Source organism: Clostridium sp. 19966 (genome assembly GCF_032335695.1).
Taxonomy (GTDB): domain Bacteria; phylum Bacillota; class Clostridia; order Clostridiales; family Clostridiaceae; genus JACTOJ01.
In genome coordinates this window covers 152283-167732 of sequence record NZ_JACTOJ010000002.1, presented here as the reverse complement: position 1 = coordinate 167732, position 15450 = coordinate 152283, and the positions used below count along the sequence as shown (strand labels likewise).

21 protein-coding genes and 1 tRNA gene are annotated in these 15450 nt (G+C 32.7%); 17 read left to right on the top strand and 5 right to left on the bottom strand.

Annotated elements, in window-relative coordinates:
• Positions 1-6: 6 nt before the first annotated feature.
• Genes rimI through tsaE form a run of 3 tightly spaced genes read right to left on the bottom strand, consistent with a single transcriptional unit; the run spans position 7 to position 1614 of the window.
• A complete protein-coding gene (rimI, locus tag IAI10_RS02675; protein ID WP_315671749.1) occupies positions 7-453 on the bottom strand; it encodes a ribosomal protein S18-alanine N-acetyltransferase in 447 nt (148 codons plus the stop codon).
• Positions 446-1156: a tRNA (adenosine(37)-N6)-threonylcarbamoyltransferase complex dimerization subunit type 1 TsaB gene (tsaB, locus tag IAI10_RS02670; protein WP_315671748.1), complete on the bottom strand. Its 711-nt coding sequence runs from the start codon at positions 1154-1156 to the stop codon at positions 446-448. The genes rimI and tsaB overlap by 8 nt, the downstream gene beginning before the upstream one ends.
• Positions 1153-1614 (bottom strand): tRNA (adenosine(37)-N6)-threonylcarbamoyltransferase complex ATPase subunit type 1 TsaE, encoded by a 462-nt coding sequence (gene tsaE, locus IAI10_RS02665; protein ID WP_315671747.1) that lies wholly within the window; start codon positions 1612-1614, stop codon positions 1153-1155. The genes tsaB and tsaE overlap by 4 nt, the downstream gene beginning before the upstream one ends.
• 201 nt (positions 1615-1815) lie before the next feature.
• Between tsaE and IAI10_RS02660 the strand changes: the two genes are divergently transcribed.
• Both IAI10_RS02660 and IAI10_RS02655 read left to right on the top strand, forming a co-directional pair.
• The gene (locus IAI10_RS02660; RefSeq protein WP_315671746.1) at positions 1816-2742 is read left to right on the top strand and encodes a metal ABC transporter solute-binding protein, Zn/Mn family; all 927 of its coding nucleotides are present in this window, start codon (positions 1816-1818) and stop codon (positions 2740-2742) included.
• Between the two features lie 109 nt (positions 2743-2851).
• Positions 2852-2927 (top strand) — tRNA-Trp (locus tag IAI10_RS02655).
• 136 nt (positions 2928-3063) lie between these two features.
• Here the strand turns inward: IAI10_RS02655 and xerC are convergent.
• Positions 3064-4512, bottom strand: coding sequence for a site-specific integrase (xerC, locus tag IAI10_RS02650; RefSeq protein WP_315671745.1), 1449 nt, complete (start codon positions 4510-4512; stop codon positions 3064-3066).
• Between the two features lie 22 nt (positions 4513-4534).
• Complete coding sequence (locus tag IAI10_RS02645) at positions 4535-5446, bottom strand: helix-turn-helix transcriptional regulator (RefSeq protein WP_315671744.1); 912 nt, start codon at positions 5444-5446, stop codon at positions 4535-4537.
• Between the two features lie 145 nt (positions 5447-5591).
• Here IAI10_RS02645 and IAI10_RS02640 point away from each other — a divergent pair, with 145 nt between their 5' ends.
• The 15 genes from IAI10_RS02640 to IAI10_RS02570 all read left to right on the top strand — a co-directional run bounded on the left by IAI10_RS02640 (position 5592) and on the right by IAI10_RS02570 (position 15009).
• Complete coding sequence (locus tag IAI10_RS02640; RefSeq protein WP_315671743.1) at positions 5592-5780, top strand: helix-turn-helix transcriptional regulator; 189 nt, start codon at positions 5592-5594, stop codon at positions 5778-5780.
• A gap of 13 nt (positions 5781-5793) precedes the next feature.
• Positions 5794-6030 (top strand): hypothetical protein, encoded by a 237-nt coding sequence (locus IAI10_RS02635; RefSeq protein ID WP_315671742.1) that lies wholly within the window; start codon positions 5794-5796, stop codon positions 6028-6030.
• Positions 6031-6045: 15 nt separating this feature from the next.
• Positions 6046-6447, top strand: a complete 402-nt coding sequence (locus tag IAI10_RS02630) for a hypothetical protein (RefSeq protein WP_315671741.1) — start codon at positions 6046-6048, stop codon at positions 6445-6447.
• A gap of 12 nt (positions 6448-6459) precedes the next feature.
• Entirely contained in the window at positions 6460-7107 is a 648-nt protein-coding gene (locus tag IAI10_RS02625; RefSeq protein ID WP_315671740.1) for a helix-turn-helix domain-containing protein, read from the top strand.
• Between the two features lie 10 nt (positions 7108-7117).
• The gene (locus IAI10_RS02620; RefSeq protein WP_315671739.1) at positions 7118-8491 is read left to right on the top strand and encodes a DnaB-like helicase C-terminal domain-containing protein; all 1374 of its coding nucleotides are present in this window, start codon (positions 7118-7120) and stop codon (positions 8489-8491) included.
• Complete coding sequence (locus IAI10_RS02615) at positions 8492-8635, top strand: hypothetical protein (protein WP_315671738.1); 144 nt, start codon at positions 8492-8494, stop codon at positions 8633-8635.
• The gene (locus IAI10_RS02610) at positions 8628-9062 is read left to right on the top strand and encodes a hypothetical protein (RefSeq protein ID WP_315671737.1); all 435 of its coding nucleotides are present in this window, start codon (positions 8628-8630) and stop codon (positions 9060-9062) included. The genes IAI10_RS02615 and IAI10_RS02610 overlap by 8 nt, the downstream gene beginning before the upstream one ends.
• A 602-nt stretch (positions 9063-9664) precedes the next feature.
• Complete coding sequence (locus IAI10_RS02605; RefSeq protein ID WP_315671736.1) at positions 9665-9829, top strand: cysteine-rich KTR domain-containing protein; 165 nt, start codon at positions 9665-9667, stop codon at positions 9827-9829.
• A gap of 42 nt (positions 9830-9871) precedes the next feature.
• Positions 9872-10684 (top strand): hypothetical protein, encoded by an 813-nt coding sequence (locus IAI10_RS02600; protein ID WP_315671735.1) that lies wholly within the window; start codon positions 9872-9874, stop codon positions 10682-10684.
• A 314-nt stretch (positions 10685-10998) separates the two neighbouring features.
• Positions 10999-11325 carry a hypothetical protein gene (locus IAI10_RS02595; RefSeq protein WP_315671734.1) on the top strand — a complete coding sequence of 109 codons (327 nt, stop codon included), beginning with the start codon at positions 10999-11001 and terminating at the stop codon, positions 11323-11325.
• Between the two features lie 26 nt (positions 11326-11351).
• Positions 11352-12695, top strand: coding sequence for a phage major capsid protein (locus IAI10_RS02590; RefSeq protein WP_315671733.1), 1344 nt, complete (start codon positions 11352-11354; stop codon positions 12693-12695).
• A gap of 429 nt (positions 12696-13124) precedes the next feature.
• A complete protein-coding gene (locus IAI10_RS02585) occupies positions 13125-13466 on the top strand; it encodes a hypothetical protein (RefSeq protein WP_315671732.1) in 342 nt (113 codons plus the stop codon).
• Between the two features lie 21 nt (positions 13467-13487).
• A complete protein-coding gene (locus tag IAI10_RS02580; RefSeq protein ID WP_315671731.1) occupies positions 13488-13808 on the top strand; it encodes a hypothetical protein in 321 nt (106 codons plus the stop codon).
• On the top strand, positions 13801-14508 hold the full coding sequence (locus tag IAI10_RS02575) for a sigma-70 family RNA polymerase sigma factor (protein ID WP_315671730.1): 708 nt from the start codon (positions 13801-13803) through the stop codon (positions 14506-14508). The genes IAI10_RS02580 and IAI10_RS02575 overlap by 8 nt, the downstream gene beginning before the upstream one ends.
• Positions 14509-14757: 249 nt before the next feature.
• Entirely contained in the window at positions 14758-15009 is a 252-nt protein-coding gene (locus IAI10_RS02570; RefSeq protein ID WP_315671729.1) for a hypothetical protein, read from the top strand.
• The last annotated feature ends 441 nt before the right edge of the window (positions 15010-15450 follow it).

Here is a 15450-nt window from a genome sequence, read left to right as displayed (position 1 = left end):
AAGCTTTCAAAAATCCCTTTTCCACATTATTATAGCGTCTTCTCTATTATCTTGATAGTAAGCCTTCCTTATGCCTTCTTCCACAAATCCAAATTTACCATACAAATTTTTAGCTCTTTCATTTGAAGCACGTACCTCAAGTGTCATAGCCACTACTTTTTCATTTAAGCATATATCTATAAGAGCATCAAGAATTACACTTCCTATGCCGCAGCCTCTAAATTCTGGATGTACTGCAATATTAGTTATATGAGCTTCGTCAATTATGATCCACATTCCTCCAAAGCCTACTACTATGCCATCCACAATTGCAACTACATATCTAGCGTATTGATTAGATAATTCATTTTCAAAGGATTCTTTACTCCAAGAGACTGTAAAGCTTAAAGAAGAGATGTTTAGTATATCATTAATATATCTATCATCTATGGGCATTATAGTTATATCACTCATTTTTACTCAACCCCATTTTTTTATCATATTCCCTTTCAGCTTGGGATTTTCTTAGATATATTGGAGTACTGGTATTAATATCTTCCTTCATACCGCTCTTAAGAAGCTTCATACCAAGTTCTCCTAAGGAAGAAGCTCTGGCAGCATTAAGATGAACTGGAGCAAAATTAGTATTACTAATATTATTTTTTAGAACCTCTTTAAATTTTATAATACCATCCCCAATAAAATTAACCTTTTCATATTCCTTTAGCACTTTAATGAGCTCCTCAATAGGAATAGCCATGTATTCAGAAATTCTCTGTAATTCTTCACCTTTAAAGGTATAAAGTGCAGTATACACATTGCCTCTTAAGGCGTCCATAATAGGGCATACTACTCCTGAAGAATAAGCCAAGTTGAAAGCTAAGGAATCCAAAGTGGATACTGATATAAAATCCTTTTTGCTTCCGAAGCATAAGCCTTTAACAGTAGCCATTCCTATTCTAAGGCCAGTAAAAGAACCTGGTCCCCTTGAAGATATAAAACCATCTATTTCACTAATATCTACATGAATAGAAGTAAGTAGAGTATCAATCATAGACATCAGTATTACAGAATGAGCCTTTCCAAAATTAAAATTAATTTCTCCCAGCAGTTTATCATCCTCAAGCACAGCGCAACTTGCTGATTCTGTGGCAGTATCTATCGAAAGTACTCTCATATCATAATCTCCTTTACATATTCATATCTTTTATCAGTATAATTTATAACTATTTTTCTGAAATTTTCTCCTCTTTCAGGAAGCTTTTTCATAGATATATGAAGCGATTCATCAGGAATAAGCATATCTATGTAATTAGCCCATTCTATGACGGAAACAGCGTCACTAAATATATATTCATCAAATCCAATTCCTTCTATTTCATCTGGATCATTTACTCTATAAACATCAAAATGGTTTAGCTTTAACCTTCCGCTTTCATATTCATTCACTATTGTAAAGGTAGGGCTGGTTATTTCATCAGTTATTCCAAGCCCTTTAGCAAGCCCTTTAGTAAGGTGTGTTTTGCCGCAACCTAAATCACCTGTAAGGCATATTATATCTCCAGCCTTTGCCCTTTCACCTAATTGCTGACCTAAATGCATGGTCTTTTCAATACTATCTATAATAAACTCCAAATTAGTCACCTCCATAATATCTGCCTAGGTTTTAAATTTAAACCTAGCCTAATATTTTAATGCATAAGCATATTTTATAACAAATAGCTTAAAAAGAAAAGCAGTGCCTCATAGATGAGCAGTGTAAAGTATTGTAATTTGCAGTTTTCAGTTTTTTCATATATAATTGTTTCGTATGATATTTGTAAGGAGGCAAAAACATTGAAAAAGTTCCTATGCATAGCATTAACTTTAGCTATCTTTCTTACTTCCTGTGGGAAAAAAGATAATGGTGTTCCTCCTGTTCAAGTGAATAAGAGGGTAGAAAATGAAGAATATTTAAATATAGAGACAAGCAATAAATTTTTATACTACATGGTTAAGGACATAGTAAAGGATAGAAATAATGTAGATTATATGCTGAAAGATGAAGAGGATCAATGGCTTTTTAAATATACTAAGAACTCTGTGAACAATATAGCAATGAAGGATATTTTTATGTATTTTGGGGCGGACTTTGAGCCATGGTGCACAAGCTTCGTAGATGAACTAAAAAAAGATAATGTTTCTACAGTTAATACCTCTAGAGGTATTAAAATAAATGCTTTAAAAAACAGTAAAACCTATGAGCAAACTGAGCTTACTAAAAATCCATATTATTGGACTGATCCCAGTGATTATAAGGTGATTCTTTCTAATATAAAAAATGCAGTAGAGGAAAAGGATTCGAAAAAGAGAAATGTATATGAGGATAATTACACCTCTGCAGTTAAAGAAGTGGATACAGTCATAGCAAAAGCTAAAAAATCCATGGATAAATTTAAGGGAAAAACTTTTGTAACCTTTGGTGATAATCTAGACTACTTTTTTAGTTCTATTAATATAACTCCTTTGAAAATATATGATAGTAGCGATATAGAAGATTTAAAGCAGAAATTAAATAAAAATGATGTGGAGTATAAAGATGTGTTATTTTTATATTCAGATCCTTCAGATTTAGAAAAAGTAAAAAGCTTCATTAAAGAAAATTCAATAAAGGCAGCGCAGATACAAATATACAGCAGCAATGAAAGATATGTGGATTTCCTTCAAAACAACTACAATAGCTTGTTTTCTCTAATAACCTCTGAAAATGATAACAAAAAATGATTACATCAATTTATCTCTTTAATTCTTAGATTTTCATTATCATACATATTAAAGTAAAAAAAGTGGTTGCAATTTATATTGGAATCATATATAATAAATTTTGTTGCGAAGGGGCATAGCTCAACTGGTAGAGTGGCGGTCTCCAAAACCGTAGGTTGCGGGTTCGATCCCTGCTGCCCCTGCCAAACCAAAGCTTGTGAAATCAATGTTTCACAGGCTTTTTTATTTTTTGAAAATGGGTACTAAACAGTGAATTGGGTTCTATTTGGGTACTACTCATGCAAAAAGTTATTCTAAATCCTCACAAATAACTGAAAGAAATTAGCTTTTCTTTTTACTCTTATTCTTCTTATTGAAAAGCTCTTCTAACTTTTGAGAAGCTTCAAAGTCAGCTTTCTTTAAACTATGGGCGTAAATATCAGTTGTGGTTGATGTCCTGGCATGACCTAGCCTTTTACTAACTGTAGTAACATCCATTCCCTGATTAATCAATATCGTGGCCGAGGTGTGTCTTAAGCCATGAAAGTTCACCCTATCGAGTAAATACTTTTCTTTATCATCTTTTTTTATAGTATCATCATCCATAATTTTTTTATTATGTCGTGCTATAAAATTACTGAACCAGCTGCCTACTATACCAGGAAAAATGTAAGTTCCATCTATAGCAGTAAAGAGGCTATTTGTATCGTTCCACAGGTCACCCATATCAGATTTTTGTCCATTCTGCCATAGCTTATAATTCTTTAGCAAAGCAATTACAGAGGGCGGCAAGGATATTATTCTATTACTGGTTTCATTCTTTGTACTTTTTATGAAGGTGCCTTGACCGGTTAAATGCTGCAGAGATTTATTTATTCTTAATAGGCAATTCTTGAGGTCAACATCATCCCAGGTAAGAGCAGCAAGCTCACCCTCTCTCATACCTCCATAGATAGCTAAGGTAACCATAGTTCTATATTTTATAGGTTCTTCCTGTAGCAGCTCCAGTATATATTCCGTCTGATCTATGTCGTAATGTCTGGCTTCTTTCTTTTCTACCTTAGGAGCCTTAACTCTTGATGCAGGATTATTTAAAATAAATCCCCATTGTACTGCACAAGTTAAAATGCTTGAAATAATTCTATGGTGGTGAAGGATAGTTCTTTCAGATAAAGCAGTATTATCACTAACAGTATTGAATAAATACTCTGTTTTTATATTTAAGACGGTTACTATTTTATTTGCTGTGGCTGATTGGACGCTCTTGCCATGCTTTATATTTAATAGGGTTCTTTCTGATACATTGCATTTTTGCATAATGTCTTTAGGGGTATAGCCTAGTTCTGAAATGAGGTCAACAAAGTTTTCCTTTGGAACATACTTTTTATCTAACCTGATTCCACTTTCTCTAAGATTGTTATAGAACTCGGTTAAATGAGTTGGTTGAAGTTTATTTATTTTTATATGGCCAAGAGCCGGAATGATTCTTGAGTTTATAATTTCTTTATATCTAAATAGTGTTTTAGGGGCGAGTTCAGGCTCTGCATAGTCCTTAAGCCACTTATTTATAAAATCTTCAAAGGTTATTTTACCACTATCCAGGTATATTCCTTTCTCAACTTCATCTTTAAATAAAATCCATTGCTTATTAGCTTCTTCCAGCTGCTTATTAGGCTTTATATGTGATAAATCTACGGTTTTACGCTTGATTATCTTCTTACCTTGCTTATCATACCCACAGGACACAGTAAGCCTGTAGGAGTTATCTCCACGCTTTTCTATGGCTGCCATTAAGTAATCTCTCCTTTCGGTGTTAATCTAATAGATATTTTGTATCTTTGGAATCTAGTTCTTTCAATTGTTTTATCTCTAATTCTATTTGTGCTTTAATCTTATAAAATAAGTATTCTGAGTATTTAGGTGTGTTCTCTTTATCCATATTTTCAGCTAAAAGGTAGAAGGCGGTATCATATTTTTCTAATTTCTCTTTAGTGTATCCAAGGGAAATAAGAAATTGTAAAAATAAATGATAATCATTTTTATCAGAATTTAATATAGCTCCATCATAGGTATTAGATTTTTTTAGGATGTATTCACTTATACAAGTATCAATCAATTTTATATCATCAGTTGTTAATGAATGATTTTTCATTTTGTCATATAAATGAGCTATTTTTTCATCTAGTGGGTTTTCATTATAAGCTAATTCCATTAGATAGGCTCTATTATACTTATCGCGATGATTTACCCATGCTCTATATTTATTTTTTAAATCTTCAATATGTTTATCGTAAAGATGAGTAGGTATTGTTTTTTTTATTTCTAAATCTAATTCATATCTTTTTTTTAAAAAATCCTTGCTAAAACCTAAATACATGCCTATTTCATAATAACCATGGATATATGCCCATAAACCTCTATCAGAAAAAATTCTACTTAGGTTTCCTATTGGAAAATCACAATTTTTCAAAATTTCTTCTTCAGTAATATTTTGTTTTTCTATCTTTTCAAAAAAAAGCTCTCTTGTAAATTTTGGATGTTCAAAAAGTTCATACACCTCAACATTCAATGCACTAGCGATTTTTTCAATAGTATTAACAGTAGGAGTCCTTTCACCTTTCTCTATCTTTGCTATATATTGACCACTCATTTCTATGCGTCGGCCAAGTTCTCTTTGGCTTATACCAACAAATTTTCTAATAAGTTCTAAATTTTTCCCAATCAAAATAAACACCTCACTATATTAATAATAAAACAACACCTTTCAGTTGTCAAAATAATTATTATAAAAACGTATTGCAAACTATAAGGTGTCATGTTATAATAATTTCACAAATGACACCGTAAAGGTGTCAGCTGGGGGTGATGATTTGAAATACAAATTAAAAGCGCTAATAGTAGGCATGGGTTATAAGCATTGTGAGTTTGCTGAAAAGGTTGGAATATCAAGAGAGTATTTAAGGCAATTGGAGAATGGTAAAGCTAAAAATCCAAGTATAACAATTATGAAAAAAATAAGTGAGTTGTTAGGCGTATCCGCCGAAGAATTATTTTTTTAGGAGGTAATGAAAAATGAGTAAAACAGCGTATTTTTTAATCAAAGATGTAGAACAGCATTTCCCTGGAATAACACCATATAGAGCTAGAATGTGGTGTAAGCAAAAGAAAATAAGATTCAATATGGCTGGGAATCGATTTATACTTCGTGAAGATTGGTTGGAAGAGGATTTGGAGAAGATGGCCCTAGAGAACATAAGTGAAAAAGATCCAGATATATCCTATGGCGTACTTAGAAAAATTAAAGCTTAGAAAGGTGGTGTTTTTATGACAACAGAAGAAGTATTAAATAGGCAGAATGATTTACTGGAACAGGTGGATTCATTGGCAGAGCGTAGAGAAGATAAGCAGCCAGAGGACAAACTAATATTGCAAATAACTAGACTTACCAAAGAGTTTATTAATCTTCCTCAAAATGGTGGCAATACGCCAGAAGAAGCCTTAAGGATAGACAAGAAAAAAGCTTATTTGCAGACAGAAATTAAAAGGCTAAAGGAAGAATTGTTGTTTAATCAATATCTGGAGCTACAGAGCAAAGAATTTAAAAAAGATTTAATAGGCTATGAACCATTATCAATGTCTGGTAAAGACGTGGCCATTAAAGTAAAGTTTAAATCATTTTGGCTACACGTCTATAGGGCTAAAAATAATGGTATCGAATGGTACTAAGCAGGTGATTTTATGGCAGAAGGATTTACACAAGTACCTAACAATTTAATCCGCAATGAAGAGCTTAATGTGAATGAAAAAGTATTACTAATATATTTTCTTAGTATAGGGAATAAAGTGTATCCTTCATATAAAAAAATATGTGAGGTGCTTAAATGTTCAAAGCCCACAGCAATTAAAACAGTTCAATCATTAAGCAATAAAGGATATATAGCAGTTAATAAAACTAAAACAAACGGTGATTTTGATAATAATAGCTATACTGTTATATACGATTTCGACGTGGTAAATAATTTTGACAACGTGGTAAAAGAAATTGACAACGGTAGTAAAAAATCTTTACAACAGGTGGTAAAGAAAATTGACTCTAAGAATACTAATAAAAGAATATTAAGTAAAGAAATATATATGGACTTAAAATTTATTGATGATGTTGTGGACAAAGTAAAAATTACACAAGAGGAATATAACAAGCTAGTTGATAAATTTACTAAAAGTGTAGTCCATAAAAATATAATTGCCCTTGATAACTATATTGCCAATGGAAAAGGCAACAAGTACAAGGATCATTATAGAGTATTAAACACATGGTGTGGTAAATCAAATAGCGGTAGTAAAAATACTTCTGACAGAAAGGAAATCGAAGATATTATTCTATAGGGGTGATAAGGTGAATACAGAAGCCTATAAGAGCTTAGAAATAGAGCAGAGTATTTTAGGAGCAATGATCATAGATTTAGATGCTGCACTCCAAATAAAAAGCAAAGGTATAAAAAGTTTAGATTTTTATGATGATAGGCACAAAGTGTTATATACCGATATAAGCGAAGTTTTGCATAAGTACAGCAAAATAGACCTTATATTGCTACTAGAACACCTAAAGAGCAAAAATGATATTGAAAAGTGCGGTGGAATTACTTACATAACACAAATTTTTGATGGAGTTCCAAGTACAAGCAATATCGAAAATTATATAGATATTCTCAGGGAGTACAGAACTAAACGAGAATTATTAGAATTAGCAAACTATATTAAAATCCATGAAAATGATAATACTGATGTTCTAAAAACAAATATTCATGGCAAGATAATGGACATGTTTAATACTGGCAAAAATGAGCTAACACCATATGAACATCAAGAGCAATTTTTAATAACTCTTCAAAATAGGGTTGAGGGTATAGAAGGCAGCCAAGGAATAAAAACTGGAATTCACAATCTTGATGAAATTATAGGCGGATTTTCTGGCTCAGAGCTAATCGATATATTTGCATTCAGCGGCGTAGGAAAAACTGTTCTAGCTTGCCAGATAGCTTTAAATATGGTACTGCAGAGTAAGAAAAAAACATTATTTTTTACACTTGAAATGACACCAACTCAACTCCTGGAGAGGTTAGCTTGCAATGTATGTACTATACAAAATGGAAGAATGAGAAAAGGTCAGATTGACGAAAAAGAGTTTATAAATATTAATAATGTAATTGGGTACCTTTGCAGTGAAAATAGATTAATTATAAGCCAAAAAAATTCTTTAAGCGAGATTGTTGCTAAGATACAACTTGAAAAAATGAAGAATAATACGGACATAGTCTTTATTGATTATGTTGGACTTATACAGGCTCCAGCGGCAGAGAGAAGAGATTTGGCTATAGCTAATATAACAGGCACATTAAAACGTCTTGCCAATGATTTAAACATACCTATAGTGATATTATCCCAAGCTAAACAGAGCGTACAGAATAAAAAAGGTACAAGCTATACAGCTAACGAGAAGCTATCTGATGATGATATAGCAGAGAGTGCTTCAATATTTAGAGATAGTGACAAGGTTATAGGCATATATAGAAATACTGAACTAGATGATCCAATAGGAAGGCACCAAGCCGAGAAGGAAGGAAAACTAGATTTTAAATCAAAGGATGCTACGTATAACCCTCAATGCGTTAATCTCTTAGTAAAAAAGTGTAGAAACGGTACAAAAGTAACACTAGCATGTAAATGGGAAGGTCAATTTTATAGAATAAGTAATTTAGGAGTGGTATAAATGTCTGATAATCTTGCAGCCACAATAAAAAGAATTGGGGACAAATACAAAGAAGCTCCAAGACATATAAAAATAACTGTAGGTTATATACTTGCAGGTAAAAATAAATTAATAGTATTGAAAGGGGAAAAGATAAATGAATAAAATTGTAAAAGAATTGATTACTAAAACTATTGATGCAAAGATGTTTGATGTGCAGGATCTTAATTTTAGCGATATGACAGAAGCGGAAAAAAGCAGCTATGAAAAAGCAATTAACGAAACACGTAGGTTATATAAGAAGCTATCAGGCATGCTTACAAAGGAACAATTAGAGGTACTTGCTGAATATAGTGATGCCAGAACTAATGAAGCTACAGAGGAAATAATATACAACTTCCGCCGAGGTTTCTATTCTGGTTTAGAGGAATCGAATCACACACCAGAGATTATAAAATTTGAACTAGAATACACTTGGGAAATGCAAAATTTAAAGTTAAAACTGGAAAACCAGCGACTAAAAGCTATGCTTCACAAAATAATAGAAACACTTCAAGAAGCTAAGGAATCTATTGTTGAAGAAAATGTATAAAAATAAAAAAATCCATTCCGAAGGAACAGACTTATATCACGCAAATATAGTCTAGCTTCTTTGGATGGCAATGTCAAGGAGGAACATATGAGCGTAGCAATATTTTTATCCTATATGGACCACTGCCATATGAATGGCAAGGAGCCGCAGCTTAAGGAATTGTTAGAGTGGAAAAAGAAGTATAACCATAGGTAAGTACCCCTGCTTGAAATTTCAAGCACCACTTATTTTAGAAAAAAGGAATTAAGTCATAGGCAACTTCTTACGACGAATTTCGTCGCTTGAGCTATAAGGTAACCCTAAAATTGGGGCGAGCAAAATTTTCAGCCGGGCTCATGATACTGGGTAACTCTAAATATTTGGCAAGTGGAAATCCACTGGCCAAGACTTATTCAGTAGGGTTCGACATAATGTCGAAGTGTTTGCAAAGGTTACGTTTTAAACGCTATCTTTATACTTAACAGGGTTCTACATGGTGTTGAAGGGGTAGTCAATAATATTGACGAGGTTCAGCATTATGCTGAACCCTTGGATTAAAATTAATAGCTCAAGTGGAAATCCACTTGGCTTGGAATAATAATTTTAAGTGAGGATGATTATAAATGAAAAAATGGTTCAAATGCCCTGTTTGTGGGCAAAAGCTTGCAAAGATAGATGATGATAAGGATATTGCAGGAGTTGCAATTTGGTGTAAAAAGTGTAAGCGAGAAATTGAGATAAGAAATACACCAAAGCAAAAAATCAATACTGATGTAGTTAACTTTTAATAAAATAAGATACCTACATTGTGAATATGTGGTGGTGATATATTGTATTGTGTTATTCAGGAAATAGAAACTAAAAAAGCTAATCCTTTCGGTGGGTTAAAAAAGCTTGAAGCCTATCAAACCATCTGGAGTGATGGCAATAATGAATATAAAAAATGGTGTTATAGATACACTGGAGGGCGATTTCAAAGACCTATTAAAAAGGCATATAAGATAAGCATACATAAGAGCTATAGAGAGCATGGAAGGGTTAAGAAAAAACAATGGCCATTATGTAGCATAGGTTATTATGATGTACTTGTATTTGATATATATGAACATATAAGAACTGACCGTGTGGAGGAAATTATAAAAGATCTTGAAATCTCAGAAGAAGAGTTTTGGGATATAGTTTATGAGAAATATAATCCTCTACGTGAAAGAATAGAAAAGGAATTTCAGCAGACAGAAGAATTCAAGGTTAAAGAAGAGCATGACAGGATAACCACTATATATGCTGCAAGTAAGGCTGATTTTGAGGGCAAGTATGGCAGAGATACTTATGATTATTGCTATGATGTATTTGGGGTTTTGAGAAATGTTGAATATTTGAAAAAGCTCCAGGATGAATATGAAGCTAATCAGAGATTTTATGAAAAATACCGTAGTTACTCTAATTCTTCACAAGGTAACTACAGCGACAATGATTATAGTAGTTACTTCAAAAGTAAAGACAGTACCTACACAGATAAAGAAAAGGAATATTTGAAAGTCATGTATAAGGCTGCAGCTTTGAAACTTCATCCGGATATTAAAAAAGATAATGGTGAGGGCATGAAATTTTTAAATAAGCTTAAAGATCAATGGGGAATCTGATAATAGGTACTTTACTCGGATTGACGTAGAAGTAAAGCCGAGTAAGTATATCAATATTCAACAACACACTATATCCGCGTTTCTGATTTTTAGGAAATGTGTAGTTATCTAAAATATATCTATGGTAACTACGGACAAGCCATAGAATACATCATAGCTTTGTAGTATAATAAATATAAAGATAACATTTAAGTTTTCCCCTTTAAAAAGGAAAACCTATATCATAAAGAGTGCCAGAGCCTGTGAGCCAGAGCCAATTAACACATATTAATTTATGTTGTTAGTTGGCTCTTTTGTTTTTAGGAGGTGTTACGTTGGATGAGAAAGCAAAGGCAGCCAGGAACGAGTATATGAAAAGCTGGAGAAATAAAAATCCAGACAAGGTAAAGAAAATACAAGATAGATATTGGCAGCGAAAGTCTGAGTTATCTACGGAAAAAGGAAGGATGATTGAAATGGAAAAATTCAATGAAGTAATCAAGGTGGAAATACCTAACACATTATCAAATGAGGAACTTAATATTTTAATAAGCACTATGGAAGCTCTTTCAAGCAATATAGAAGGTGAAAGCAGCTTAAAGCAAGCTTATGAAAAAATAGCCTTAGAAGCAGAGCGAGAAAAAACCTATAGAAAGATTTAAAAATCAATTTGATTGGAGTGATCTAAATGAATAAAAGAGATATAAAGAAACTCTTAAGAGAGAAAAGAAATACCATGCGTGAGCTTATTGATAAGAGTCAATTTACAAATTCCTTAGAAGAAGTAAGAAATATTAATAGCCAAACGGAACAGATAAGAAAAGAGATTGAATCTTTAGAGGATCAGCTGGACCAAATAGAAGAATCAGAGGAATCAAGAAGCGCTAATCCAGGAACTGCAGAAGGTGTTGCAGCTATGCCGCCTATATATGGAGTAAACTCCAAACCTCAAGAAAGAGGAAGAAAGCCAGCTGGACAATTAAATCCAATAGCTACATATAGCATGGGTAACCAAGTAAATACAAATTCAAGGAGTGATGATTTCATGGGAGACGATAAGAAAATAGAGTTATATGAACAAAGAGGTTTAGACTTAAAAAATAAAAAGTCAGTTAGCTTTGATATGAGAGAAATGGCGGAGCTAAGGTCAATAACAATAGCTAGTAATCCGTTGGTAATACCAACTCAAACAAGCAATACATTAAATCCAGCATTTAATCAAGTGTCCTCAACTATAGACTTAATTCATGCAGTACCTTTAATGGGTGGAGAAGCCTATAAGAAGGGATTTGTAGTTGGATATGGTGAAGGAGACTACACCGAAGAAAATGCAGATTATACAGATGCAGATCCTATAATGGATTATGTAACTATAGGCAAAGCAAAGGTAACAGCATACTGTGAAATGTCTGAGGAATCAGTAAAGCTTCCTAATGTTGACTACCAGGCAGAAGTTGCAAACTCTATTAATGTGGCTATAAGAAAGAAAATATCAAAGCAGATACTAGTAGGGGCTGGTGGAGAAAATCAGATAAAAGGTATCTTTAATTCTCCAGCTAATGTAATACCTGTAGCCAGTGACTTATCATTATCAAGCATAGATGCAGATACATTAGATAAAATAGTGTTTGGCTATGGCGGTGATGAAGATATAGAAGGTGGCTGCTACCTTATACTAAATAAAAAAGATTTAGCAGCATTTGCAGCAGTAAGGTCTACCACTGGAGAAAAACTATACAAGATTACTTACGATGGTAATATGGGTACTATATCCTCAGCGGATAGTTATTCTGTTAACTTCATAATCAATAGTGTATGTCCTGCATTATCAGATACAACTACTACTGCTGCTACTTATTGTATGGCTTATGGAAAACTACTAGGATATGAGTTACCTATATTCTCACCAGTAGATGTACAAGAGAGTAGGGACTATAAATTTAAATCAGGACAAGTATGTTATAAAGGCAGTGTATTCGTTGGTGGATCAGTGGCAGCATACAAAGGATTTACAAGAATTAAAAAAGCATAATGGTATATACATTACTTGTTAGTGTTTATATATATATATTTAATAATTATATTATTCATTTAATAACCTTTCCTTCAATGCTGGTATACATAAATGCCAGCATACTTTTTATACAAGGATGTGAGATAAGTGGTATATAACCAAGGCACCACTAAAGAATATAGAATAGAAGGCAGAACACTAATAATAAATGAGCGTACAGATATAACCAAAGAGGAGCTAAGGAGGATATGGAATAGTAATCCTAAATTGACTACTTTTAAAATAATGAAAAGCAGGACAACACCCCCCAGGAAAAAATATTGAGAAGGCTGCGGAGAACCGCATGTAGTAGAACGGAACGATATACGGAGTAAAATTCAAAAATTCATTGAAAAATACCCCCCTCCGCCCAAAAGGATAAAAATAATATGAAAGGAGTTGTAATATATGGCTGCCAGAAAAAAAGTAAACATAATGGAATTGCTAGATTATATAGAGCAACTTCCTGCAGATAGCCAAATTAAAAAAGACCTAACAGAGGATAAAATGATAAGAATAAAAAGGTATCTGGAAGAGCTTAAGTATATAGAAACAGTTATAAAGCAATTGAAAGCCGATATTAAGAAGAATGGTGCAATTGAGTTATATAAAAATGGAACTCAGGAAACAAGGCGTACTAATCCTGCATTAACTTCTTATATGGATGCTATGAAAACTTATAACCAGCTGCTTAAGCAAGTAAGTGAGATATTAAGGAATACTGAAATTTATATTCAAAAACTTTGGTAATACTTAAGGATGTGAGTATATATGTATAAAAATTTGAAAGAATACTTTAAGGATTTGGAAAGATTGGATGCACTTAAAAAGATTAATTTCAAAGGCAAAAGTATTCCGAAAAAGATAGAAATAGAATTAGATATTATGAGACTAGAATCCAATATTTTTGATTTTACATATGGAATTAAGCATTTCCTTGAAGATGAAGAGCGGCAGTATATTAAGGCTAAATACATTGATAAAATAGATCCAAAAGCTTTAGAGGTATTATTCAATCTTTCAGGCAGTTCCCTCCGTAGACGAGAAAAAAAGATTTTGAATAGGCTCTCATGGAGGTATACTGATGACTAATGAGGAATTAGTATATTTGTATAGGCAAGGAGATAAACAAGCCTTAGAGATACTAATAGAGCAAAATAAAAGTATTATATACAAGCTGGCTAATAGGTTCTATACAGAAGGTACTAATGCAGTAGACAAAGAGGATTTAATTCAGGAAGGATATTTAGGACTTATTGCTGCAGCTGATAAATATGATTTTGATAATGAGAAGAAAGCCAAGTTTATAACCTATGCTGTGTTTTGGGTAAATAGTAAGATAAGTAGGTTTATTAATACTAGAGCTACAAAAGAAGAAATAAGCCTTAATTCTCCTATAGGTGATGATGATTCCTCACAGCTCATGGACTACATAGAGGGCGAAGATTATAGCTTGGAGAATGTAGAGGAAAGAATATATATAAAAGAGCTTAGAGAGGAACTAGAGCAGGCTATGAATGATAATACATCACTAAAAGAAAGGGAAACTCTAAAGCTTCATTACGGATGGAATAATGGAAGGATACTAAGCTTTGGTGAAATAGGATCCATATTCAATATTGATGATTACCAAGTCAAGAGAATAGAAGGGCAGGCTCTAAGAAAAATTAGGCACTCGTCATGGGGACGAAGGAAAGCAAATGAACTGTACGGAAATAGGATAAGATATGAAAACAACAGCATTGCTGCAGCTATTGAAAATATAGATTTTTTTGAGAAATATTTATCTTAACCCCTCAAATTTGAAGGGTTATTTTTATACGTATACCCCCCATATGGCACTATGACAATTGCTTTTGGAAACCGTAGTATAGCCATTCAAAAAACCGATTCGGCTTGTTATAAGGGGGTGTGGTAAAAGTCAGTTTTTAGACTAGAATCAAGAGTAATATGAGTTTTTACAATGTTCTACCATTAATTATGAATATTTATGAAAAGTTTATATGTACAAAATTTATAAAAGAATAAGGTGGTTTTGAGTATGGTTTTAAGTGAAAACGAAGCTTATTTGTTAGCATTGGGATACACTTTTAAGAAAGATAATATAAGAATATCTTTGAGAGAAACTAAGATCTATGATCAAGGGAAGATTAGAGATATTTATTTCATAGGAGATATGGAAGAAGCAATAGCCCTGTATAAAAAATACCAAAAGACATATGAAAGAAGAATGAGCCTACGTACAAAAGAATTTATTGATAATAGCCTTATTGTTAAGCTTGCAGGGAAGTAGAAGGTAAATATACCTATCAAATTAAGAACGCTCTATGAGCCTTAAAATGCATTTTATCATTATAAAGAATACCCTTCAATTATGAGGGGTGATTTTTATTCCACCACTTATGGAGGAATCTCTTTCGCCCACTTTTGGGAGAAGTATATTTCTCAACATCTTGCGAAAATTGGGATATTATAAATTCTCCATATGTGGAGAAAGCTACTAATATTCCTATGTTATCTTTTTGCCACAACTGGCTAAAGCATTTCACTTTAAAGGGAAGTGTAGAATAGGGGTCGCCAAATTTGGAGAGTCCAGTTTTGGACAGTCATAAATTTCAGTCTGGGAAATCCCAATTTCAAATCGTAAAACCAAGTATCTTCACTATAAGTTAGACAGAGTACGAATTTCGTCTGCAGTAATGAAAAAGAAATTATTTATTTTAAACGCTCAATT